At 26.7% G+C, this 22,545-nt stretch carries 22 protein-coding genes and 2 tRNA genes; 13 read left to right on the forward strand and 11 right to left on the reverse strand.

Annotated elements, in window-relative coordinates; translation table 11 throughout:
- Positions 1-3 precede the first annotated feature (3 nt).
- The gene (locus tag H0H64_RS01325; RefSeq protein ID WP_185857550.1) at positions 4-648 is read right to left on the reverse strand and encodes a 4'-phosphopantetheinyl transferase family protein; all 645 of its coding nucleotides are present in this window, start codon (positions 646-648) and stop codon (positions 4-6) included.
- Positions 649-739: 91 nt separating this feature from the next.
- Here H0H64_RS01325 and H0H64_RS01330 point away from each other — a divergent pair, with 91 nt between their 5' ends.
- The gene (locus H0H64_RS01330; protein ID WP_185857551.1) at positions 740-1,756 is read left to right on the forward strand and encodes an Mrp/NBP35 family ATP-binding protein; all 1,017 of its coding nucleotides are present in this window, start codon (positions 740-742) and stop codon (positions 1,754-1,756) included.
- Between the two features lie 11 nt (positions 1,757-1,767).
- Here H0H64_RS01330 and H0H64_RS01335 read toward each other — a convergent pair whose 3' ends face one another.
- Complete coding sequence (locus H0H64_RS01335; RefSeq protein WP_238784998.1) at positions 1,768-2,568, reverse strand: purine-nucleoside phosphorylase; 801 nt, start codon at positions 2,566-2,568, stop codon at positions 1,768-1,770.
- A gap of 112 nt (positions 2,569-2,680) precedes the next feature.
- On the reverse strand, positions 2,681-3,703 hold the full coding sequence (gene murB, locus H0H64_RS01340) for a UDP-N-acetylmuramate dehydrogenase (protein ID WP_185857552.1): 1,023 nt from the start codon (positions 3,701-3,703) through the stop codon (positions 2,681-2,683).
- Between the two features lie 51 nt (positions 3,704-3,754).
- Here murB and H0H64_RS01345 point away from each other — a divergent pair, with 51 nt between their 5' ends.
- Complete coding sequence (locus H0H64_RS01345; protein WP_238784999.1) at positions 3,755-4,057, forward strand: YtxH domain-containing protein; 303 nt, start codon at positions 3,755-3,757, stop codon at positions 4,055-4,057.
- Between the two features lie 372 nt (positions 4,058-4,429).
- A complete protein-coding gene (gene rlmB / locus H0H64_RS01350) occupies positions 4,430-5,191 on the forward strand; it encodes a 23S rRNA (guanosine(2251)-2'-O)-methyltransferase RlmB (protein WP_185857553.1) in 762 nt (253 codons plus the stop codon).
- Here rlmB and pheS read toward each other — a convergent pair.
- Together pheS and H0H64_RS01360 are read right to left on the reverse strand one after the other, a co-directional pair.
- Positions 5,175-6,164 carry a phenylalanine--tRNA ligase subunit alpha gene (pheS, locus tag H0H64_RS01355; RefSeq protein WP_185857554.1) on the reverse strand — a complete coding sequence of 330 codons (990 nt, stop codon included), beginning with the start codon at positions 6,162-6,164 and terminating at the stop codon, positions 5,175-5,177. The two genes, rlmB and pheS, sit on opposite strands and share 17 nt — an antisense overlap.
- 2 nt (positions 6,165-6,166) lie before the next feature.
- Complete coding sequence (locus tag H0H64_RS01360) at positions 6,167-6,529, reverse strand: hypothetical protein (protein WP_185857555.1); 363 nt, start codon at positions 6,527-6,529, stop codon at positions 6,167-6,169.
- 40 nt (positions 6,530-6,569) lie between these two features.
- Here H0H64_RS01360 and H0H64_RS01365 point away from each other — a divergent pair, with 40 nt between their 5' ends.
- Together H0H64_RS01365 and H0H64_RS01370 are read left to right on the forward strand one after the other, a co-directional pair.
- On the forward strand, positions 6,570-7,067 hold the full coding sequence (locus H0H64_RS01365) for a CvpA family protein (protein WP_185857556.1): 498 nt from the start codon (positions 6,570-6,572) through the stop codon (positions 7,065-7,067).
- Complete coding sequence (locus H0H64_RS01370) at positions 7,057-8,103, forward strand: LuxE family acyl-protein synthetase/acyl-CoA reductase (RefSeq protein ID WP_185857557.1); 1,047 nt, start codon at positions 7,057-7,059, stop codon at positions 8,101-8,103. Before H0H64_RS01365 ends, H0H64_RS01370 begins: the two co-directional genes overlap by 11 nt.
- Here the strand turns inward: H0H64_RS01370 and H0H64_RS01375 are convergent.
- The 3 genes from H0H64_RS01375 to der all read right to left on the reverse strand — a co-directional run bounded on the left by H0H64_RS01375 (position 8,092) and on the right by der (position 12,460).
- Entirely contained in the window at positions 8,092-10,395 is a 2,304-nt protein-coding gene (locus tag H0H64_RS01375; protein ID WP_185857558.1) for an inorganic phosphate transporter, read from the reverse strand. The genes H0H64_RS01370 and H0H64_RS01375 overlap by 12 nt on opposite strands.
- 85 nt (positions 10,396-10,480) lie before the next feature.
- A complete protein-coding gene (gene ruvA / locus H0H64_RS01380; protein ID WP_185857559.1) occupies positions 10,481-11,095 on the reverse strand; it encodes a Holliday junction branch migration protein RuvA in 615 nt (204 codons plus the stop codon).
- Between the two features lie 36 nt (positions 11,096-11,131).
- On the reverse strand, positions 11,132-12,460 hold the full coding sequence (gene der, locus H0H64_RS01385; protein WP_185857560.1) for a ribosome biogenesis GTPase Der: 1,329 nt from the start codon (positions 12,458-12,460) through the stop codon (positions 11,132-11,134).
- An 87-nt stretch (positions 12,461-12,547) separates the two neighbouring features.
- Between der and trmD the strand changes: the two genes are divergently transcribed.
- The gene (gene trmD, locus H0H64_RS01390; protein ID WP_185857561.1) at positions 12,548-13,213 is read left to right on the forward strand and encodes a tRNA (guanosine(37)-N1)-methyltransferase TrmD; all 666 of its coding nucleotides are present in this window, start codon (positions 12,548-12,550) and stop codon (positions 13,211-13,213) included.
- Here the strand turns inward: trmD and argH are convergent.
- Positions 13,191-14,585, reverse strand: a complete 1,395-nt coding sequence (gene argH, locus H0H64_RS01395; RefSeq protein ID WP_185857562.1) for an argininosuccinate lyase — start codon at positions 14,583-14,585, stop codon at positions 13,191-13,193. The two genes, trmD and argH, sit on opposite strands and share 23 nt — an antisense overlap.
- Before the next feature lie 50 nt (positions 14,586-14,635).
- Here argH and gyrB point away from each other — a divergent pair, with 50 nt between their 5' ends.
- From gyrB to truB, 3 genes are read left to right on the forward strand one after another with little or no spacing between them, the layout of a single operon-like run.
- Entirely contained in the window at positions 14,636-16,567 is a 1,932-nt protein-coding gene (gene gyrB / locus H0H64_RS01400; protein ID WP_185857563.1) for a DNA topoisomerase (ATP-hydrolyzing) subunit B, read from the forward strand.
- 28 nt (positions 16,568-16,595) lie between these two features.
- Entirely contained in the window at positions 16,596-17,387 is a 792-nt protein-coding gene (locus H0H64_RS01405; protein ID WP_185857564.1) for an undecaprenyl-diphosphate phosphatase, read from the forward strand.
- Positions 17,384-18,094, forward strand: coding sequence for a tRNA pseudouridine(55) synthase TruB (gene truB / locus H0H64_RS01410; RefSeq protein ID WP_185857565.1), 711 nt, complete (start codon positions 17,384-17,386; stop codon positions 18,092-18,094). Before H0H64_RS01405 ends, truB begins: the two co-directional genes overlap by 4 nt.
- Before the next feature lies 1 nt (position 18,095).
- On the opposite strand, the gene rpsP is transcribed toward truB, so the two are convergent.
- Positions 18,096-18,434, reverse strand: coding sequence for a 30S ribosomal protein S16 (gene rpsP, locus H0H64_RS01415; protein WP_185857566.1), 339 nt, complete (start codon positions 18,432-18,434; stop codon positions 18,096-18,098).
- Between the two features lie 124 nt (positions 18,435-18,558).
- Between rpsP and H0H64_RS01420 the strand changes: the two genes are divergently transcribed.
- The 4 genes from H0H64_RS01420 to H0H64_RS01435 all read left to right on the forward strand — a co-directional run bounded on the left by H0H64_RS01420 (position 18,559) and on the right by H0H64_RS01435 (position 21,275).
- Positions 18,559-18,629: transfer RNA gene (locus tag H0H64_RS01420), tRNA-Gln, on the forward strand.
- 58 nt (positions 18,630-18,687) lie between these two features.
- The gene (locus tag H0H64_RS01425; protein WP_185857567.1) at positions 18,688-20,091 is read left to right on the forward strand and encodes a dicarboxylate/amino acid:cation symporter; all 1,404 of its coding nucleotides are present in this window, start codon (positions 18,688-18,690) and stop codon (positions 20,089-20,091) included.
- 7 nt (positions 20,092-20,098) lie between these two features.
- Entirely contained in the window at positions 20,099-21,172 is a 1,074-nt protein-coding gene (locus H0H64_RS01430) for a diphosphomevalonate/mevalonate 3,5-bisphosphate decarboxylase family protein (protein ID WP_185857568.1), read from the forward strand.
- 28 nt (positions 21,173-21,200) lie between these two features.
- Positions 21,201-21,275: transfer RNA gene (locus H0H64_RS01435), tRNA-His, on the forward strand.
- 15 nt (positions 21,276-21,290) lie between these two features.
- On the opposite strand, the gene H0H64_RS01440 is transcribed toward H0H64_RS01435, so the two are convergent.
- Positions 21,291-22,478 (reverse strand): pyridoxal phosphate-dependent aminotransferase, encoded by a 1,188-nt coding sequence (locus tag H0H64_RS01440; protein WP_185857569.1) that lies wholly within the window; start codon positions 22,476-22,478, stop codon positions 21,291-21,293.
- Between the last annotated feature and the right edge of the window lie 67 nt (positions 22,479-22,545).

Below are 22,545 nucleotides of genomic sequence, written 5' to 3' on the forward strand. Positions count from 1 at the left end.
TATTCATTTATTGTCTATGTCTATAATATAAACTAAGTAATGTTCTTCTATTTTTCTATAGAAAGCAGAAAACCGTTTACTATAGGAATTTTTTATAATCCAGCATGACACACAAGAATCCTTTTTAAGGCAAAAAGGAGAAACTTTATAATGATCTAAAAAATTATAAAAAATTCCTCCTTCTAGTTTATATAAACTTTCTTTGATTCCCCATATAATATGCAAATAATCTTCTTCATAATTTGGATGAATAAAAATAGATTCATCATCTCTAATAAATTTTTTCTTTATTTTAAATATTTTTTTGTCTTTTCGTAATTTTTCTATGTCTATTCCTATATGATAAGAACTTATAGCTATAGCTATCTTTTCAAAAGAATGACTTAAAGAAATATGTTTTCCTTCAGGAAAAAGAAAAGGTTTTCTTTTTTCATTATAAAAAATATTCATTTTTATTCCTATATACCTCAAAACATAACGTATACTTAAAAATTCTCTTTTTCGTTTTTCTGACAATGATAAAAAAAATACTTTTTCTTTATCTGAAAGAAAAAGTTTTCTTAAAAACATAGTCTCTAAAAACTGTTCCCATCTAAAAACTATGATCATTGTATGAAAAGAATGAAACTTATAGGTACAGAAATTCATTCTATTTTTAGAATTTCTTTAAATCTAACCATTTTTTTTGTACTATTGTGAATAGTGTTTATAATTAAATAATATAATATATGATGCGTGTATGAAAAAGAAAATTGAAAAAGCGTTAAAAAATGTTATTCTTATTGATAATAAAAATATTATAGAATCTGGTTGGGTAAAAAAAATAGATTTATTAAATAATGAAATAAGAATTCATTTGAGTTTATCCAATCCTGCTATGCATATAAAAAACAAACTCATTAAAGATATTACCCATTCTATAAGAAATCAAAATATTTTAGATACAATACGTATAAAAACAGAAATAAAATCAGAGACAAAAATAAAACCTGTAATAAAAAATATAATAGCTGTAGCTTCTGGAAAAGGAGGTGTAGGAAAATCTACAATAGCAACAAATATTGCAGTATCTCTGGTTCATATGGGTTTTCATGTTGGATTATTAGATGCGGATATCTATGGCCCTTCTATTCCATTAATGTTTAATATTGAAAATAAATCTGTTAGTTTACAACATAAAAATGGAATTATAAATCCTATTACTAGTTATGGAGTAAAAATTCTATCTATAGGTTTTTTTTCAAAATATGGAGAGGCTATTGTTTGGAGAGGGCCCATGGTAACTAAAGTTTTGAGACAATTTATGCATGAAACTAATTGGGGGGAATTAGATTTTTTAATTGTGGATTTACCACCAGGAACAGGGGATATTCATTTATCTCTTTTGCAAGAGATTCCATTAAAAGGGGTTGTTATAGTAAGTACCTCTCAAAAGATAGCCTTGTCAGATGTAAATCGGTCTGTAGGAATGTTTCGTATTAAATCTATTTATGTTCCTATACTTGGAATTATAGAAAATATGTCTTATTTTCCTTCACCTTCAAAAGAAACTAAAGAAAGATATTTTTTTTTTGGAAAAAATGGAGTCAGAGATTTTTCAAAAAAAATGAATATTTTTTTTCTTGGAGAAATTCCTATGTTGCAAAAAATACGAGAATATTCGGATTTAGGAATACCTGTTGTTTTAAAAAACGATAAGATTAGAAACATATTTATAAAGATTACGGAACATATTATCAATCAATTGCATGAATAAATATTATTTATTTATAAACAAAGTTTTATAAATTCTTTTACTATTAATATTAGGAGAGACATAGATTTTTCTGTTTCTTTATAATTATAAAAAAATGGATTCATAAAATTTATTTTTTTTGAATTAAGTTTTTCATATAATCCCATAACAACGGATATAGCAAATACTCGTAAATTCATACATCTGGCTGTTATGACATCTGTTACTATATTCATGCCTACACTATCCCCTCCCATAGATCGTATCATAGCATATTCTGCACAGGTTTTATAATTAGGATAAGGATAAGCAACATATACTCCTTTTTGAATAATGATATTATGATTCATCGCGATATTTTCTGCAATTTCTATCATTTTTTTATCATATGGTTCTGTAATTTCAAAGAATCTATTTTTTATAAACTCTTTTATATCAGGATTTTCTGGAAAAAAATTAATATGATCCTTAACTAACATCACATCTCCCATTTTGTAATTGGGATTGACTCCACCAGAAATATTAATCAATATTAATTTATCTATTCCTATATTTTTACACAATACAATAGGGAAATTGTTCGTTCTATTTTCTTCATAAAAAGGTTCGTTTAAACAAACCACATTCTTTTCTTCTATTTTACCGAAATAAAATTTTCCATACAAATTTTTTTTAGAAAAAATAGGGATTTCTTCATAAGAAATGCATATAGGATTTTTTATTTCCTCTATCAATTTATCAAATTGACTTCCTAATAATAAAATTCCAAAATCAGGTTTTTCTTTTATTTTGTTTTGTATGTATTGTTTTGATTTTTCTAAAGTCATAGTCATTGATACAAATTCAAGTTACACGAATAGAACCCCCCCAATAAAAAGGGAAAAATAAAACAAAGGTAAATTGTTTCATTATTTATTTTTATCATTTCATTTGATTCATTTTGACTTATTGTATGACATTTACTTCTATAGATAAAGGTATCCCAAATTTTTTTTTTATGTTTTTCGTTATTTTTTCTGAAACAGAATATATCTCCATTCCAGTAGCTTTTCCATAGTTTACTAAAATAATAGGTTTTTTTTCATATGTTCCTACATTTCCAATTTTTTTTCCTTTCCATCCTATATTTTCAATTAATGAATTAGCAGATAGTTTTACTTTTTGATTAGAAATGCTATAACCTGTAATGGTAGGATATTGATGTTTGATTTTTGTAAAATACAAAACCCCTACTATAGGATTTATAAAAAAACTACCAGCATTTCCAATTTTTTTTGGATTTGGAAGTTTCCTGTGTCTAATATTAAAAATTGCCTGACTTAAATCTTGAATAGTAGGTATTTTAATATTCATATTTTCTAATTCTTCTTTAATTTCTACATAAGATGTATTTAATTGTTGAAATTTCTTTCTTAAAAGAAAAAAAACAGATAAAATAAGAAATTTATTTTTATAATGAGGATGCTTAAAGAAAGAATAACGATATTTTAATTGACATTCTTCACGTGTAAATTCTCTTATTTTTCTATTATCTATTTCATATGCTTGTACTTTTATCAAAGTATCTTTTACTTCTGCTCCATATGCTCCAATGTTTTGAATAGGAGAAGCTCCAACTGTACCAGGAATAAATGATAGGTTTTCTAAACCACTAAATCCTTTTTTGATCGTCCAGTTTACAAATTCATTCCAGTTTTCTCCAGCGTAAGCTTGAACAATGACTTCATAATCATTTTCTTTTACCACTTTTTTTCCTTTCATTCCCACTTTCATTACTAATCCTGGGTAATAATTTTTTAAAAAAAGAATATTGGTTCCATTTCCTAAAAATAGTTTTGAAATGTATGGATATATATCAAAAATTTTTTGAATTTCTTCTATACTTTTCACTTCTACAAAATAACGAGCATAAACATTTATTCCAAATGTATTAAATTTTTTTAGAGAAAAGTGTTTTTTAATGAACATGTGAAAAATATTTCATAAATACATAAATACAATTTTGTACGTAAATATTGTATGATTAAATTTATCCATCAAAAATATAAAATTGTTATTATGAAAAAAGGAGGAAGTTTTTTTTTGGGAATTATTTTGGGGACCATGGCTGGGTTAATAATGGGAATCATACTAACTCCAAGAAAAGAGGAAAAAATCAAAAATATATTAGAAAAAAAAACAGAAGAGCTAAGAGATAATTTACAGGAAATTGGTAAAAAAATTGGAAAAAAAGTGCATAAAATTAAATCCGATTTTGAAGCTAAGTGGAAAAAAAATAAAATAGAGAAAATGGATCAAGTAGAAGATGAATTAGGAACTTAAAACTAAATAAGTTTTTCATTGTTTTAAAATGTTCATCTTTATTAGAAATTTTATCCATAAAAAATGGTGCATTTTTAGAAATGAAGTCATTCGAATACTGATTTCCATCATGACAGAGGTTTTTTTGAATTTTATATTATTAATATTTTGCATTATTATTTTTTTTTTAGCAAGCCTTTCTTTATGTTTTTTCCTTTCTTTTTACTTTGGTAATTATGTTATAGGATTTGGAATTTTAACTATTTTATATCTTTTAATTTTTATTATCATATTTTCTTTTGGAAGAAATATTACACGATTCATTATAAAAAATTTATTTAATAAATATTTTATTAAAATTTTTGACAATAAAAAATAATATATTATGGTATTATGAAAAAATTAGAAATTGTTTATGGAATACATCCATTGATCGAAGCAATTATAGCTAAAAAAAACATTAGAAAGCTTTTTTTTCAAAAAGGATTAAGGCAAGTATCAAATGCTTACAAAAAATTAATAAATCTTTCCAAAGAAGAGCATATTCCGATTCAAACCGTTTCAAAACAAAAATTTTATCAATTGAAAAATAAAAATCATCAAGGAGTTTTTGCTATACTTTCTCCCATAGAAACTTATAACATAGAAGATTTGCTTCCTGTATTTTATGAGAAAGGAAAAAATCCACTTTTGATCATTTTAGATAGAATTACAGATGTAAGAAATTTTGGATCTATAATACGGACCGCTGCATGCGCAGGAGCAGATGCTATCATTATTCCAAAAAAAGATACAGCTATGATTGGATCTGATTCTATCAAAACTTCTTCAGGTGCTTTATTCAAAGTTCCAATATGTAAAGAAAAAAACATATTAAACACAATAGAATTTTTGAAAAATTCTGGATTGAAAATTGTTTCTGCTACAGAAAAATCTGATATACATTGGTATAATATTGATTTTTCAGGACCAACGGCTTTAATACTAGGAAATGAAGAAAAAGGAATTTCTTCAAAGTATTTAAAAATTTCCTACGAAAAAGCAAAAATTCCATCAATAAAAGGAATTTCATCTTTAAACGTATCTGTAGCTTGTGGTGTTATTTTATATGAGATCTTCAGACAAAGACAATCTAAATCTAAAACTCACTTTTAAATTGTTTTAAAAAACGAATATCATTATCAAAATAAATTCTAATATCTTTCATTTGATAAATTATTAAAGATAAACGTTCAATTCCCAATCCAAAAGCAAATCCAGAATAAAGTTCTGAATCAATATTTACGTTTTTCAAAACTTGGGGGTCTATCATACCACAACCCATGATTTCTATCCATCCACTATCACAATAGATATCTACTTCCGCACTAGGTTCTGTAAAGGGAAAATAAGAAGGACGAAATCTAATCTTTGCTTCTCCAAAAAGAGAATTGATCAAATAATAAATCGTTTGTTTCAAATCAGAAAAAGAGACTTTTCTGTCTATATAAAATCCTTCCGCTTGATGAAACATGAAATTAGAACGTGATGAAATGGTTTCGTTTCTATACACTTTTCCTATAGACAAGACACGAAAAGGCGGACTATGTTTCTTCATATACCGTATTTGCACGGAAGAAGTATGTGTGCGCAATAAAATATCTGGATTTTTGCACAAAAAAAATGTATCTTGCATATCTCTAGATGGATGAAAAATAGGAATGTTTAAAGCAGTGAAATTATGCCAATCATCCTCTATTTCTGGTCCATCTACATAAGTAAATCCTATCTTCATAAAAAGATCTATTATTTTGTTTTTTATAATAGAAAGGGGGTGTCTAGATCCAATTTCTATCGATTTTCCCGGTATAGTAGGATCGAATTTAAGTATTTTCTCATTATTATTATGAATTTCATTTTTTGAATAAAAAATTTTTATTTTATTTTGAACTTCTTTTTTTAACTCATTAATAATTTTTCCATAAATTTTTCTTTTCTGAATAGAAACTTCTTTTAATTCTTTAAATAAAATTGTTAAAATTCCCTTTTTTTTTCCTAAAAATTTAATTCTGAATATTTCTAAATCATTATATGTTTTCATATGAAAACATTTGATTTCTTTTTTAATTTGATCTATTTTTTTATCCATATTTATTCCAGAATATTTTCGTCATTCATGTAACGAATAATAGCTTTTTTAATTAAAAATAATTGTTCTCCCTGATTAAAAGGAATCTTATTTTTCAATATATAATGAGGCCACCCTTCTTTATCTTTTCCAAGAAAAGAATAATAACCAAAAGGTTCTAGTATTCTACATATTGCAATATGTAGAATATTGATTTTATCTTCTTTATTAAAAAACTGATTATTGCCTTTTCCTAATTCTTGAATTCCTATTAGATAAATAATTCCAATTATATCAATCTTTCCTTCTATAGAAAAATTACTTTGTATATATGACATGACTTTATTCCAATTAATATGAAATTGTTGCATAAATTTTTTTTCCATTTTATTTTTAGTATATTAAAAAATAGTTATGTTAATAGTTATGTTAGATATAATTATTATAATTCTAATTTTATATGGAGGATATCGTGGATATAAAAAAGGTTTAATTTCTCAATTATTCATATTTATGATATTTTTTATTTTAATTTTAAAAGGTTTTTATATATTTAATTTTTTTAAAGAAATATTATCAAAATATAAAGAACCGAATCAATTGATAATTTATTCTATAATAATTTCGTTTTTTTCTATTATTATTATAGCTTTTATTATTAAAAAAATTATAGAATTCATAATGATTATCACATGGATGAAACCTATAGATAGATTGGGGGGGGGAATATTAGGCATGATGAAATATTTTTTTTATCTTTCAATATGTATTCTTTTCTTAAAAGAAGCAAATAAAAAAATAGACCTCTTTCCTTATAATTTTCTTAATAATTCCTTTGAAAAAGGATTTCAATTTATTTTCTATCAAAAAGGATCTTTATTCAATAAGTTGAAAGAATTATATTTCAAATTTTATGAATTTTAAAAAAAAAATTTTTTCTATATTATCAAAAAAAGAATTTTATAATTTAACATGGGATATATTCCGTTATCAAATTAAAAATAACAAAATTTATAAAAATTATCTTCAATACTTAGAGGTTAATCCATTTGAAATCAAAAATATTTCTAAAATTCCTTTTTTACCTATTTCTTTTTTTAAAACGCATCGTATTTTGAGTAGTTGTAATACAACAAGAACAGGGGATTGTTACGATATCATTTTTACTAGCAGCGGAACTACTCCTGGGATCAGGAGTCAACATTATGTGAAAAGTTTGAGTGTTTATATTGAAAGCATTATAAAAAGCTTTGAGTTTTTTTATGGTTCAATAGAAAAATTTAAGTTTTTAGGATTTTTTCCCACAGATCGAAAGGATTCTTCTTTAATTTATATGGTAAAGCATTTGATACAAAAAACTTATCAAAATGGGAGTCATTTTGTTCCTTTTCCTTATTCCTCTAATAATTATAATAAAGATATCCATCTTATTCCTAATCGAAATAATAAAAATATTTTCATTTTTGGACTTAGTTTTTTTTTATTGGATTTTATAGAAAAATATAATTATCTGATTCCTTTTTCTTTTAAAAAGAAGGAATATCAAAACAAAGTCATAATTATGGAAACAGGAGGAATGAAGGGAAAGAGAAAAGAAATCATTAGAGAAGAATTACACAATAAATTAAAAAATTTTTTTTGTGTAAAGGATATTCATTCAGAATATGGAATGACAGAATTACTTTCTCAAGCATATGCAAAAAAAAACGGGATATTTCAATGTCCTCCTTGGATGAAAATATATATAAGAGATCCTGAAGATCCTTTTATACATATAGATAATAATAAAATAGGAGGGATTGATATTATAGATTTATCAAATTATTTATCTTGTCCTTTTATTTCTACCCAAGATTTGGGGAAAAAAATAAATGAAAATGAATTCGAAGTATTAGGAAGAATGGATTTTTCAGATATGCGAGGATGTAATATCATGACCCCCCATTTTCTAGAAAGCTAAAAAAGATGCGTCTTTTTTGGATGAAATATGGGATGATGCATCGTGATACAATAGAATGATTTCTTCTATACTTTCCGTGATTTTTTTTGATTGTAAAAGAAGATCTAACATCAAAAAAGTATTTTTTGTTCCATATTTATTATGTATAATCCCCCTTACTTGTTGATTCATTTGCTCTTCAATTTTTTTTATAATTTGATTTTGTATAGAACAAGGAAATTGAATTTTTTTAAAATTTCTGTCTGTTATTATTCTTTTTATAATGTTGAAATGTTCAATCATAAAACGCTCAAGCGTTAGCAAATTTTTCTTTTGCTGATATTTTAAAGGTTTATGACTATTGATTACATGAAACAATGTATGATTCGTAATGATATCTGAAGATTCAATAATTTCTTTAGTTTTGTTGTATATATGCAGATAAAGGATTCCAGCAATCGGTTCATGATTTTTCGTTTTTCTAATTACTTTAATAAGAGAGTTATGTATATTAGTAAAATTATCTTTTACTTTTAAAAAATTATTTCTACTCTCTTTAAGAATTTTTAAATTTTCCTGAGTGATTCCTTCTATACTATTTTTGTAAATACTTTCAATATATTCAAGTGTTGGTTTTAGAATATCGAAGGTTTTGTCTAAAGTGGCTTCTAAAGTTAGATTTACTATACCAAAAAACGGTTTTTCTTCTATTTTTTGATCTTGCATTTTATTATAGTTTTTATAACTTCTATAAAAAACAAATAAAATCAAAAAAATAAGAAAGGATAAAGCCCATATTTTAAAAAAGTATAAAACAGCAGCCGTGATCCCTGCCATAGTAAAGGCGATTAAACCAGTTAAGAACCATCCTCTTATGACTTTTAATACCCCTGAAACTCTATAAACAGCACTTTCTCTGTCCCAGGCTCTATCTGAAAGAGATGTCCCCATAGATACCATAAAAGTAACAAAAGTGGTAGATAACGGCAGTTTTTGAACTGTGGCTATAGATATCAAGATACTTGATATAGTTAAATTTGCAGAAGCTCTAACTAAATCAAAAGCAACGCTTTCTTCTTTTTGTATTTTTTTTTGCTTAAAGTTTTTTTCGATTTTAACCAGAAGTCTTTTAGGAAAGAATTTAAAAAAATGATTTCCTAAATATAAAAAAAATCGAACAATCCCTCTAGAGAAAGAATTGGATAAAAATTTTTCCGGTCCTTCATTTTGTCTACTTAAATTAATTTCTGTACTCGTGATATTTTTCGTTTTCTTAGAAAACCAAAGAGTGAATATCATAATCATTCCTGAAAAAATTAAAACAGAAGATGGAACCTGTACATTTCCAGATAAACTTTTCATATTGAATTTTTCAGCAGGTGGACTACCCGATTCTTTCCATATATTATAAGACTGTATACTAGCTATAGGAATCCCGATAAAATTTACTAAATCATTTCCTGCAAAAGCCATAGCTAAAGAAAAAGTCCCATATAATACGACAAATTTTAATATATTATATCCCAAATAAACAAAGATCTTTGCTATAATAGTCCACGTTGAAAATAAAATAAGCAAAAAGATAAAAAAATTATGGTGAATCCATTTTATGAAATGTTGAATCAATAAGGAAAACCCTGTTAAATTGTCATCAATAAACCCCTGTAAAGTACTATGCAATCCTCTTACAATAAGAAAATAAGTCATACTACTCAATGAAATGGCACTCCATATTACCCCTACATATTTTAATCTACTTTCATATTCAAAACTAAATAAAAGACGAATGAAATAGTGAATAAAAGCACCGGAAGTAAAAGAAATGATAATAGATAAAAAAATACCTAGACTAATGGTGAATGTTTTTTCCGCTTTAATGTATAGAGTTAAATGATGAAAGGGTTCATTATTCAATGGAGATGTCATTTTTATCATAGCGATACTGAAAGCCGCTCCTAATAAACAAAAAACCATAGATACTGTAGTTGAAGTGGGCAATCCTAAAGTGTTAAAAATATCCAGTAAAATAATATCGGATATCATTACCGATAAAAAAATAAAAATAATATCTGAAAAATAAAAATAAGAGGGGTCAAAAACTCCTTTTCTTGCGACTTCCATCATTCCACTAGATAAAAAAGCTCCTAATAAAATACCTAAACTAGCAAAAATCATGATAGTTCTACGAGAAGCGACTCGAGACCCAATAGCAGAATTTAGAAAATTAACGGCATCATTAATTAAACCAACAATAAGATCAAATATAGATAAGAAAAAAAGAACCACTATAATTGAGGGATAAAAAAGTTTCATAATAAGAGGTATTATTATTGAATTCACGAAAAAACAAAAGTATATTATTAAGGTTTGTTTTTTATAAATTAAATAGTGAATAATTTTATGATTTTACAATTTTTTTTAAAGATTCTTTAATGAGATTTTCTAAAGAAAATTCTGGATTTTCATCTAAAATATCATCCAAAACGGTTTTAGACTCTTGAGGAGAAAATCCCAGCACACTCAAAGCGCTTAAAGCTTCTTTTTTTATTAAATAAGGCGTATTTTCCAATAGTTTTTTTATGTTTTTTCCTTTTCTAGGAATAATTTCAATTTTATCTTTTAGTTCAATAATAATTCTTTTAGCTATTTTTGTCCCAATTCCTTTAACTTTGTTCAACATTTTTATATCTTCTTTAGATATAGATTTTTCTATTTCATATGGAGTAAGAGAAGATAATAACATGATAGCAGAACTTGGCCCTATTCCATTCACGGATATCAAATGAGAAAATATTTGTCTTTCTTTTTTATCAGAAAAACCATACAAAACATGTTGATTTTCTTTTATAAACAGATAAGTATATATGAAAATATTTTTACCTTCTTTTTCTAATAAAGAAGAAGAAGAATAGGTATATGAGGATATATGAATATGATATCCGACCCCATGACAATCTATGATTAAATAAGATTGATTTTTTTCTACTAACTTTCCTCTTAAGTGTGTTATCACGATATTATCAATAGATAATAAATAAATCCTAAAAAGTTATTTTTTCCTAAAAAAAATTTGTATGGGTACTCCTATAAAATCAAAATGAGAACGAATTTTATTTTCAACAAATCTTTTATAAGATTCTTTTATGTATTGAGGAAAATTAGAAAAAAAAATAAATTTTGGCGTGCGTGAAGGCAACTGAGTACAATATTTTATAGTTATGGATTTATTTTTTTTCTTAGGAGTAGGTGGATTTTTTTTAAAAATTGGTAACATAATTTTATTTAAAATATTCGTTTTTAATCTGTTTTCACGGGATCTTAAAACCTGATAAGCCATGGGGAGAATATTGTGTATTCCATCTTTATTTTTAGCGGATATAAAAAGAATGGGAACATTATAAAATGGATAAATTTTTTTTCTAATAAATAATTCGTAATCTTGTTGTGTATAAGAATTTTTTTTATGAAATAAATCCCATTTATTAATAATAATTATAATACCTTTATGATTTTTTTCCACTAATCTAAAAATATTCATATCCTGTTTTTCCCATCCACAACCTGCATCTACCATTAAAAGACAAACATCCGCATATTCTATTGTTTTAAACGTTCTCATAGTAGAATAAAATTCAATGTTATCTCTAATTTTAGATTTTTTTCTGACTCCAGGTGTATCTACTAAAATACATTCATATTCCCATTTTTTGTAGAATACATCTAAACTATCTCTGGTCGTTCCCGAAATATCTGTAACAATATGATGGTTTTTATTAAGAAAAGAGTTAATCAAAGTTGATTTTCCTACATTGGGTCGTCCTATTATTGAAAAACGAGGAAAAAGCTTGTTTTCCAATATTTTTTCTTTTTTTTTAAATAATTCTTGTTTGAATATTTCTATTAATTTATCTAATAATTCTCCAGTTCCACTCCCATTTATAGCTGATATACAGTAATATTTAAAAAATCCTAAACGAAAAAAATCTGTATCATGATATATATATTTTACGTTATCTACTTTATTCACAACTAATAAAACTATTTTTTGACATTTTCTTAATATTTGAGCAATTTCGATATCTGCATCTAATATTCCTGTTTTTATATCTACTAAAAATAAAATAACATCAGATTCTTTGATCGCTATCAAAATTTGGTTTTTGATTTCTTTTTCAAGTACATCATTTTTTGAAACAGAAAAACCACCAGTGTCTACTATAGAAAATTTTATTCCATTCCATTCTGAATTTCCATAAATACGATCTCTTGTCACTCCACTCGTTACATGAACAATAGCTTTTCTTCTTCCTACAAGACGATTAAACAAAGTTGATTTTCCTACATTAGGTCGTCCTACTATAGATACGATATAATTCATTTTTAATAAATTATTCACAAAGGTAGAATTTTTTCATTAGTTTCATTCTTAGATTATCAAAGTGTATATTAACAAAAAAATAATACGTTGCGTATAGATATTGTTAGTCTTGTGCCTGAAATTCTTCATAGTCCTTTTTCCAATTCTATTATTAAAAGGGCAATTAATAAAGGTTTAATAGAGATTCATGTTCATGATTTGCGTAAATATGGTTTAGGAAAACGAAAAAATTTAGATGATTATCCTTATGGAGGAGGATCAGGTATGGTTATCAGAATAGAACCTGTAGATCAGTGTTTTTCCAAGCTCTTATCAGAAAGAAATTATGACGAAAAAATTTTTATGACTCCTGATGGAAAGTTATTTTCACAAAAATATGCTCAATATTTAATTGATAAGAAAAATATTATTATTCTTTGTGGACGTTATAAAGGGATTGATCAAAGAATTCGAGATCACTTAATATCCAAAGAAATATCTATTGGAAATTATATTTTATCTGGAGGAGAACTAGCTGCGGCTGTCGTTGTAGAATCTATAGTTCGATTATTACCTGGAGTAATACAAAATCAAAATTCCATTCTCACAGATTCTTTTCAAAATGAATCCTTCATCGCTCCCCCTATCTATACTCGCCCAGTAGTTTATAAAGGATGGGCTGTTCCAAAAATACTTTTATCTGGACATCATAAAAAAATAAAAGATTGGTTGAATCAAAAATCCATGCAATTCAAACGAAAATTGGATTCTTAGAGGATCCGTCAAAATGAATTTCACTATAAATTAATCGTTTTATAACTTCATTTATTTTATCAAAGTCAAATTCTTTTATTATATCTTGCATTAAATTTCTAATTTGTGTGTTACACAAATTTCCTATACTTCCTTCATGGGAATAACAAACCTGAGTCTGAGTAAAGGGTTTGAAACATCCATTTTGGATATCTAAACCAACTTTTTGATAAGCTTCCCTAAAAGAATATCCTTTTTCAATAACAAGCTCGTTCACGACTTCTACACTAAACAAGTATTGATACTTCTCATCCTGAAGAATATCCTTTTTTACTATGATATGATTCAACATATATTTAAACATGTAAAAACATTTTTTCATTTCTTCAAAAATAGGGATAAATCTTTCTTTAATGATTTGAAAATCTCTATGATATCCAGAACATAAATTAGAAGAAATCAAATAAATTTCATTAGGTAACGATGATATTCTATTACATTTAGCTCGTATAATCTCAAAAACATCTGGATTTTTCTTATGAGGCATAATGCTAGATCCGGTAGTAAGATGATCAGGAAAACTAATAAAATTAAAATTTTGACTTAAATATAAGCAAATATCTTGCGCCATTTTACTTAAAGTTCTTGCCAAAGAAGAAATAGATTCTGAAACGATTCTTTCCATTTTTCCACGGCCCATTTGAGCATACACTACATTATAATTTAAATTTTCAAAACCCAATAAATCGGTTGTCATTTTTCGATTTAAAGGGAAAGAAGATCCATAACCTGCAGCTGAACCTAAAGGATTTTTGTTTACGATACGATATGCGGTATGTATTAATAGTAAATCGTCTATTAAACTTTCTGCATATGCGGCAAACCAAAGCCCAAAAGAAGAAGGCATCGCTATTTGATAATGAGTATAACCAGGCATTAATATATTTTTATATTGTTCACTTAATTTTAATAGTAAATCAAAAAAAGAATAAGCCATGTATACGATTTCTTTGATTTCTGTACGAACAAAAAGTTTCAAATCCACCAAAATCTGATCATTTCTGGATCTCCCACTATGTATTTTTTTTCCTACTTCTCCTAAACGATTGGTTAACAAAAATTCTATCTGAGAATGAATATCTTCTATTCCTTCATCAATCTTAAAATTATTCTTCAAAATTTCGTGAACATAAATATTACGCAACTCCTGAATTAAAATTTTTAAATCTTTTTGATTTAATAATCCTATACTTTTTAACATAATTACATGAGCTATAGTCCCTATAACATCATGTGGTGCTAAAAGCAAATCTATTTTTGAATCCTTACTTGAAGTAAAATTTTCTATTTCTTTATTGAAACTAAAATTCGTTTTTTTTCCCCAAATTTTCACAAAATAATATTTTTTCTATCTTTAAAACTATAAAATTTTATGTAAAATATATGAATAAAAAACATAATACAATAAAAGATTATACAGCAGATAGTATTCAATCCCTTGAAGGAATCGAACATATTCGACTCAGACCTTCCATGTATATTGGGGACGTAGGAATTAGAGGTTTACACCATTTAGTATACGAAGTCATAGATAATTCTGTAGATGAAGCTTTAGCAGGTTTTTGCAATAAAATATGGCTTACAATTCATAAAAATGGATTTATATCTGTACTTGACAATGGTCGTGGAATCCCAATAGATATTCATAAAAAAGAAGGGAAATCGGCTCTAGAGGTTGTTATGACTAAAATAGGTGCAGGTGGTAAATTTGATAAAAATTCTTACAAAGTTTCTGGAGGATTACACGGCGTAGGAATTTCTTGTGTCAATGCACTGTCTAAAAAACTTATAGTAACAATTTATCGAAATGGAAAAATTTATCAACAAGAATATTTAAAAGGAAAAGCCCTTTATCCTGTAAAATGTTTAGGAAAAACTAATATGCAAGGAACAAAAATTTCTTACCTTGCAGATCATTCTATTTTTAATTCCATTATATATAATTATGAAATTTTAGCTAATCGATTAAAAGAATTATCTTTTTTAAACAAAGGTCTATACTTATTTTTAAAAGATGAAAGAGAAAATATAAAAGAACATTTTTTTTCTAAAAATGGATTAAAAGAATACCTACAAATTTTAGATAAAAATCAGGAGACTTTAACAAAAAATATCCTTTTTCTTGAAGAAGAAAAAGAGAATACTATTGTCGAAGTTGCAATGCAATACAATACTTCTTTTAAAGAAAAAATTGTTTCTTATGTAAACAATATAAATACTTATGAAGGAGGAACTCATCTTTCCGGTTTCAGAAGAGCATTAACAAGAACGTTTAAAAAATATGTAGATGGATACAGTATTTTATCTAATAAAATAGAATTAACTGGAGATGATTTTAGAGAAGGAATTACGGCTATTATATCTGTTAGAGTGATGGAACCTCAATTTGAAGGGCAAACTAAAACAAAATTAAGTAATCATGAAGTAGGAGGCATTGTAGACAAAATTGTGGGAGAAACGTTGTATAATTATTTAGAAGAACACCCTAGTGATAGAAAAAAAATTATTGATAAAATTATATTAGCAGCTAAAGCGCGTCAAGCCGCTAAGAAGGCTCGTGAATTAATACAGAAAAAAACTACCATTAGTAGTATTTTACCCGGAAAATTAGCGGATTGTTCTTACAATAATCCAGAAAGTTGTGAAATTTATTTAGTTGAAGGAGATTCTGCCGGAGGGACAGCTAAACAAGGAAGAGATAGGAATTTTCAAGCTATTTTACCTTTAAGAGGGAAAATACTCAATGTTGAAAAAGCGATGCAGTATAAAATATTTGAAAATGAGGAAATAAAAAATATATTTACTTCTTTAGGAGTTTCTATTGGTACAGATGGTACAGAAGAAGACAAAAAAATTTTAAACATTAAAAAACTTAGATATAATAAAATTATTATTATGACAGATGCAGATATAGATGGAAGTCATATTTCTACTTTAATTTTAACATTATTCTTTCGTTATATGAAACCCTTAATAGAAAAAGGCCATATTTATATTGCTACACCTCCACTTTATTTAATTCAAAAAGGAAATCATTATCAATATGCTTGGAATGATCAAGAAAGAGAAAACATTATACGTAAATTAGGAGGAAGAAAATCTGTCAATATACAACGATACAAAGGATTAGGAGAAATGAATGCAGAACAACTTTGGGAAACGACGATGAATCCCAAAAAAAGAACTTTACGTAAAGTGAATATAGACGATTATTCGGAAGCAGACAAAATTTTCTCTATTCTTATGGGAGATGAAGTTCCCCCACGAAGAAATTTTATAGAACAAAATGCGATATATGCAAAAATTGATGTTTAGTTTGTTTTGTTTAACTAAGTGAGTAAATATGAATTATATTCAATCAATCCTATTAGGGATTATTGAAGGAATTACAGAATTTTTTCCTATTTCTTCTACAGGGCACATGATTATTGCTGCTGATATAATGGGAATACTAGAAAATAAAATCACAAATTTATTTCTTATTTCTGTTCAATTTGGAGCTGTTTTATCAGTAATTTTTTTATATAGAAACAAGTTTTTTTTTCAAAAATTAGATTTTTATCTAAAAATTTTTATAGCTAGTTTCCCTGTAGGAATTTTTGGTTTTTTATTGAACAAAATCACCAATTTTTTTTTAGATAAACCACTCATAGTTGCTTTATCTCTTTTGATAGGAGGATTCGTTATTTTGAAAGTAGAAATTTTTTATGAAAAAAATTTTTATGATAGAAAAAATAGTATTACTTATTTGAAAGCTTTTATTATTGGATTATTTCAATGTGCGGCTCTGATTCCAGGAGTCTCTAGAAGTGCAACGACCATTATTGCTTGTATGTTACAAAATGTGAATAGAATAAAAGCTATTGAGTTTTCTTTCTTTTTATCTGTTCCTGTTATTGGAATTGCTACATGTAAAAAATTACATGACTATTATTTTCAATTAAATTCTTTTACATTTCAAGATATAGAATTATTGTTATTAGGAAATATAGTATCTTTTGTCACTGGAATGATAGCTATCAAATGTTTCATAAAATATTTAAATAATTTTAAATTTTTCGGATATTATAGAATTGTTTTAGGAGCTTTTTTTCTTATTGTACATTATTTAATAAAACCAATTGGAAAATTTTGATTCAAAATTTATCAGAATTAAAAAACGGAAAAATATTGTTAGTAGATAAACCATGGGGATGGACTTCTTTTGACATTGTTAAAAAAATAAAAAGTTCTATTCTTACTGATACAAAAGAAAATTTAAAAATCGGACATGCAGGTACTTTAGATCCTTTTGCTACAGGTTTATTAATTGTACTTACAGGAAAATATACTAAAAAAGTAAATGAAATTCAAAATTTCAAAAAAGTTTATACAGGTATTATGAAATTAGGTTGTGAAACCTTATCTTTCGACTCAGAAACAGAAGAGCATAATTTTTCTTCTACTTCGCATATTACTCCTCAATTGATTAAAAAAATATCTAAAAGATTTTTGGGAGAAATAGATCAATATCCTCCATATTTTTCTGCGTTAAAAACAAAGGGAAAAAGATTCTATGAATATGCTAGAAAAAAAATAAAAATAGTGATTAAATCTAGGCGTATAAAAATTTATAAATTTCATATTCTAAAAATAGGAATTCCCTACATAAAATTTTTTATAGAATGTGGAAAGGGGACTTATATTCGATCTGTAGCCCAAGATTTTGGAAAAGCCCTTCAAAGCGGAGCTTATATACTTTCTTTAAGAAGAGAACGAATTGGAAATTTTTCTATGACTATGAATTGTTCTTCTGTAAAATTAAATATTTCAAAAGAATTTTCATGTTACTTATTAAAGTAAACTAAATTTTATATTTTTTATACCATGTATGAAACTTTTTTTGGGATTCTTCATCAGTTAATACGCCTTTTTTTACTCCTTCTAATAAATGTTTTTTCAATAATACACCGGTTTTAGAAAAAATAGATTTAACCGTATTGGTAGGTTGTGCTCCTTTCATTAACCAGGACACAGCATTTTGCATTTTTAATACAGTTGAAGGAGGATTTGTATGGGGATTGTAAGTTCCTAGTTTTTCAATAAATTTTCCATTTCGTGGAGCACGAGAATCAGCTACAACTATATGATAAATAGGTCTATGTTTTTTTCCAATTCTTTTTAAACGAATTTTTACGGACATAATTAATAATTTTATATTATATATGAAACCTTTTAAGGTTAAGGTTTTTTAGGGTAAAGTAGCCCAAATTTAGATATAATTATCATGTTTTTGAAAAAAAATGGTATATATTTACATTTTTCGTAGACCCGTTGTGTAACGGTAGCACAGCAGATTTTGGTTCTGTTAGTTGGGGTTCGAGTCCCTACGGGTCTGTTCCCTATTTGGTTTGGTATAGTATAGTATTTTAGATTGGATTCTTTCAAAGAACAAAATGAGTATTGGGATGAATATAAAAAAAGAAAAAGTTTTATTAATAGCTTTTTTAAGTGTTTTAGCATATGTCTTTATTCATTTATCAAAATCCTTATTAGGATTGGATAAATTTACTCTTTGCATATTAAGATGTTTCGTTATATCTATTTTCATATTGTATTCTTTTATGAAAAAAGACTTAACTACTTGGATTTTATTATCCATTATTATAGGAATAGAAATAGGATTAGATATCCCAAAAGTAGCTGTAGAACTAAGATTTTTATCTCAAATCTTTTTAAGATTGATTAAGACTATCATTGCTCCAATATTATTTTCAACTTTGGTAGTTGGAATAGCAAGTCATTCTAATATTAAACAATTAGGAAGTATGGGATGGAAATCTTTACTATACTTTGAAGTGGTGACAACTTTAGCTTTGTTTATAGGTCTTATTGCAATTAATGTATCCCAAGCTGGAGTGGGTATAGTAATGCCTTCAGGAATAACGGAACAACAATTACCAAAAGTAGAAAGTAGAACTTGGCAAGACACAATTCTTCATGTATTTCCGGAAAATTTTATAAAATCTATATATCATGGAGATGTATTACCGATAGTGGTCTTCTCCGTTGTATTTGGTATATCCATGGTTTTCTTAGAAGATAAAAAAAGAAGCCCTATATTACTGTTTGCAGAGAGTCTTTCAGAAATCATGTTTAAGTTTACTAAAATTATCATGTATTTTGCTCCTATAGGAGTAGGATCCGCCATCGCTTATACAGTAGGACATATGGGGTTGGATATTTTATATAATTTATTTCAGTTGTTATTGACTCTTTATATTGCTTTACTAGTTTTTTTGATAGTTGTTTTACTTCCTATTCTTTTTTGGATTAAAGTTCCTTTAAAAGGTTTCGTCAAAGCATTAACTGAACCTGTATCACTTGCGTTTGCGACTACGAGTTCCGAATCCGCCTTGCCTTTACTTATGGAAAATTTAGAAAAATTAGGTGTCCCCAGAAAAATTATAGCTTTTGTGATTCCTACGGGTTATAGCTTTAATTTAGATGGGACTACTCTTTATTTATCTTTAGCAACTGTTTTTGTAGCACAAGCATCTGGGATTCCCTTGAGTTTTAGTCAACAAATATTTATAGGACTGACGTTAATTTTAACGAGTAAAGGAGTTGCTGGAGTTCCTAGAGCATCTTTAGTAATTCTTTTAGCTACTGTGGCTTCTTTTGGATTACCGACTTGGCCTATATTAGCTATTATAGGAATAGATGAATTAATGGATATGGCTAGGACGACCGTAAATGTTATAGGAAATGGGTTAGCCAGTTGTGTAATCGCTCGTTCTGAAGGAGAATTCGATGACAAAAAAATGTTAGATTATATAAAAAGTGAAAGTGATTTGTAATTGAATTTTGAAAAAAAATTGTTTTTTTTATAATTATAAGAATAAAAAATATTCTATAGACCCGAATGGAATAGTCACCAGCAAGAGTCATTCTAATATCGCTTTAATAAAATACTGGGGAAAACATAATAATAAAATTCAAATACCATTGAATTCGTCTATTAGTTATTCTTTGGGAGAAGTATACACGGTTACGCGATTAATTTATCAAGAGAAAAAAAAAAGTAATTTATCTATAAGAGTATTTTTTTCAGGAAAAGAAAAAACTAGTTTTATTCCAAAAATTTTAGAATTTTTTCATAGAATTTCATTTTATTGTTCCTATATACGGGATTTGAATTTTGTTATAGAAACCTATAATACTTTTCCACATAGTAGCGGAATTGCTTCTTCTGCTTCTTCCATGAGTGCTTTAGCATTGTGTATCATGAAAATAGAAAAAAAACTAGTATCTTCTTTTAAAGAAGATTTTTTTTTCAAAAAAGCTTCTTTTTTATCCAGATTAGGTTCTGGAAGTGCTTGCAGATCTATTTATCCTGGACTTGTTGTTTGGGGGTATCATAAATCCATAAAAGGAAGCAACAATCTTTATGCTATCCCATATCCATATGATGTACATTCTATTTTTACAAAAATAGAAGATACGATCTTAATCGTAGATGATGAACCTAAAAAAATATTAAGTTCAAAAGGACATCAATTAATGAATAATCATCCTTATGCTAAGGATAGATTTAAATGTGCTAATAAAAATATGAATAGACTTATATCTATATTAAAAATAGGAGATTTTCAAGAATTCGGAGAATTAATAGAACATGAAGCTTTGACTCTTCATGCTATGATCATGACCTCTCGACCCTATTTTTTATGGATGAAACCCAATACTCTGAACGTAATTTATACGGTATGGGATTTTAGAAAACAGAGCAATAAAAATATTTATTTTACCCTAGATGCAGGTGCTAATATTCATCTTTTATATCCAATTCAAGAAAAAACATCCATCCTAAAATGGATATATAGTGATTTATTTACATATTGTAAAAAAATTATAGAAAGTTTTTGTTTATATAATTAATTATCTTTGTCTTTTGTTTTGTGTTTTGGTGGGCGTAGCTCAGTTGGTTTAGAGCATCAGATTGTGGTTCTGAGGGTCGCCGGTTCGAATCCGGTCGTCCACCCAAATTTTTCTAATTCTAATTTAATACCTTTTTTATTCTTGTAAAAGCTTCTATGATTTTATCCTCTGATGAAGCGTAAGAAATCCGTAAACATTCATTATCTCCAAAAGCACTGCCACTAACGGTAGCTACTTGAGTTTTTTCAAGTAAAAATTCAGAAAGTTCATCTGAATTTTGAATCATTTTTCCATGTAATTTTCGTCCAAAAAAATCTGAAACTTTTGGAAAAATATAAAAAGCTCCATTAGGTTGATAAAATTGAAACCCATCAATTTCTTTTATCATCTCTAAAACCAAATTTCTTCTTTTTTCAAATTCTTTGATCATATATTCTATTTTATTGGGATGGGCTGCTAATGCAGTAACAGCAGCTATTTGTGCAATCGAATTGGGACAAGATGTCATCTGTCCCTGTATTTTATCACAAGATTGAGCAATCCATTCTGGAGCTCCAATATATCCAATTCTCCAACCTGTCATTGAAAAAGCTTTAGATAACCCATTAACTGTGATAACCTGATGATAAATATCAGGAAATATAGCAATGCTAGTATGTTTTTTTGAGTAACAAATATGTTCATAAATCTCATCAGTCAGAATCATGACTTCTGGATGTTTTTTAAAAACTTTTGCTAAATCTTTCAGTTCTTCATAAGAATAAACGCTTCCAGTAGGATTACAAGGAGTACTAAAAAGAAATAATTTTGTTTTAGATGTAATGGCTTTTTCTAATTGTTCTGGATGAACCTTAAAATTATTTTCCATCATTGTTGGAATTATAACAGGATAAGATTCACAAAATTTTACCATTTGTAAATAACTAACCCAATAAGGAGCGGGAATAATAACTTCATCATCTTTATTTAATAAAGATAAAAGAACATTCATAATAGCTTGTTTTGCTCCGGTAGAAACTACAATTTGAGAAGGGGTGTATTTTAAACGATTATCACGATAGAATTTTTCGCATATTACTTTTTTAAGTTCAAAATATCCGGATACGGGAGTATAATAATGATACCCTTGATCTATAGCTTTTTTTGCCGCAGATAAAACAAAATTAGGGGGAAGAAAATCAGGTTCTCCCAAACTCAAGTTTATAACATCATAACCTTTATTTTTTAATTCTCTGGCCTTAGCTGACATAGCTATAGTTTGTGAATAAGATATATTCTGTAATCGATGTGATAATCTATTTTTCATATCATAAATATTTATTATTTTATTGGAATTGTTTGATTGAAATGATTACAAATCTAAATAAATTTGG

Origin of the sequence: Blattabacterium cuenoti, assembly GCF_014251635.1 — a bacterium.
Classification (GTDB): domain Bacteria; phylum Bacteroidota; class Bacteroidia; order Flavobacteriales; family Blattabacteriaceae; genus Blattabacterium; species Blattabacterium cuenoti_S.

Excerpts from the sequence above, each read along its gene's own strand:
- H0H64_RS01325 (WP_185857550.1), bottom strand. The coding sequence starts at position 648 with ATGAATTTCTGTACCTATAAGTTTCATTCTTTTCATACAATGATCATA.
- H0H64_RS01330 (WP_185857551.1), top strand. The coding sequence starts at position 740 with ATGAAAAAGAAAATTGAAAAAGCGTTAAAAAATGTTATTCTTATTGAT.
- H0H64_RS01335 (WP_238784998.1), bottom strand. The coding sequence starts at position 2,568 with ATGACTATGACTTTAGAAAAATCAAAACAATACATACAAAACAAAATA.
- murB (WP_185857552.1), bottom strand. The coding sequence starts at position 3,703 with ATGTTCATTAAAAAACACTTTTCTCTAAAAAAATTTAATACATTTGGA.
- H0H64_RS01345 (WP_238784999.1), top strand. The coding sequence starts at position 3,755 with ATGATTAAATTTATCCATCAAAAATATAAAATTGTTATTATGAAAAAA.
- rlmB (WP_185857553.1), top strand. The coding sequence starts at position 4,430 with ATGAAAAAATTAGAAATTGTTTATGGAATACATCCATTGATCGAAGCA.
- pheS (WP_185857554.1), bottom strand. The coding sequence starts at position 6,164 with ATGGATAAAAAAATAGATCAAATTAAAAAAGAAATCAAATGTTTTCAT.
- H0H64_RS01360 (WP_185857555.1), bottom strand. The coding sequence starts at position 6,529 with ATGGAAAAAAAATTTATGCAACAATTTCATATTAATTGGAATAAAGTC.
- H0H64_RS01365 (WP_185857556.1), top strand. The coding sequence starts at position 6,570 with ATGTTAGATATAATTATTATAATTCTAATTTTATATGGAGGATATCGT.
- H0H64_RS01370 (WP_185857557.1), top strand. The coding sequence starts at position 7,057 with ATGAATTTTAAAAAAAAAATTTTTTCTATATTATCAAAAAAAGAATTT.
- H0H64_RS01375 (WP_185857558.1), bottom strand. The coding sequence starts at position 10,395 with ATGAAACTTTTTTATCCCTCAATTATAGTGGTTCTTTTTTTCTTATCT.
- der (WP_185857560.1), bottom strand. The coding sequence starts at position 12,460 with ATGAATTATATCGTATCTATAGTAGGACGACCTAATGTAGGAAAATCA.
- gyrB (WP_185857563.1), top strand. The coding sequence starts at position 14,636 with ATGAATAAAAAACATAATACAATAAAAGATTATACAGCAGATAGTATT.
- H0H64_RS01405 (WP_185857564.1), top strand. The coding sequence starts at position 16,596 with ATGAATTATATTCAATCAATCCTATTAGGGATTATTGAAGGAATTACA.
- rpsP (WP_185857566.1), bottom strand. The coding sequence starts at position 18,434 with ATGTCCGTAAAAATTCGTTTAAAAAGAATTGGAAAAAAACATAGACCT.
- H0H64_RS01425 (WP_185857567.1), top strand. The coding sequence starts at position 18,688 with ATGAGTATTGGGATGAATATAAAAAAAGAAAAAGTTTTATTAATAGCT.
- H0H64_RS01440 (WP_185857569.1), bottom strand. The coding sequence starts at position 22,478 with ATGAAAAATAGATTATCACATCGATTACAGAATATATCTTATTCACAA.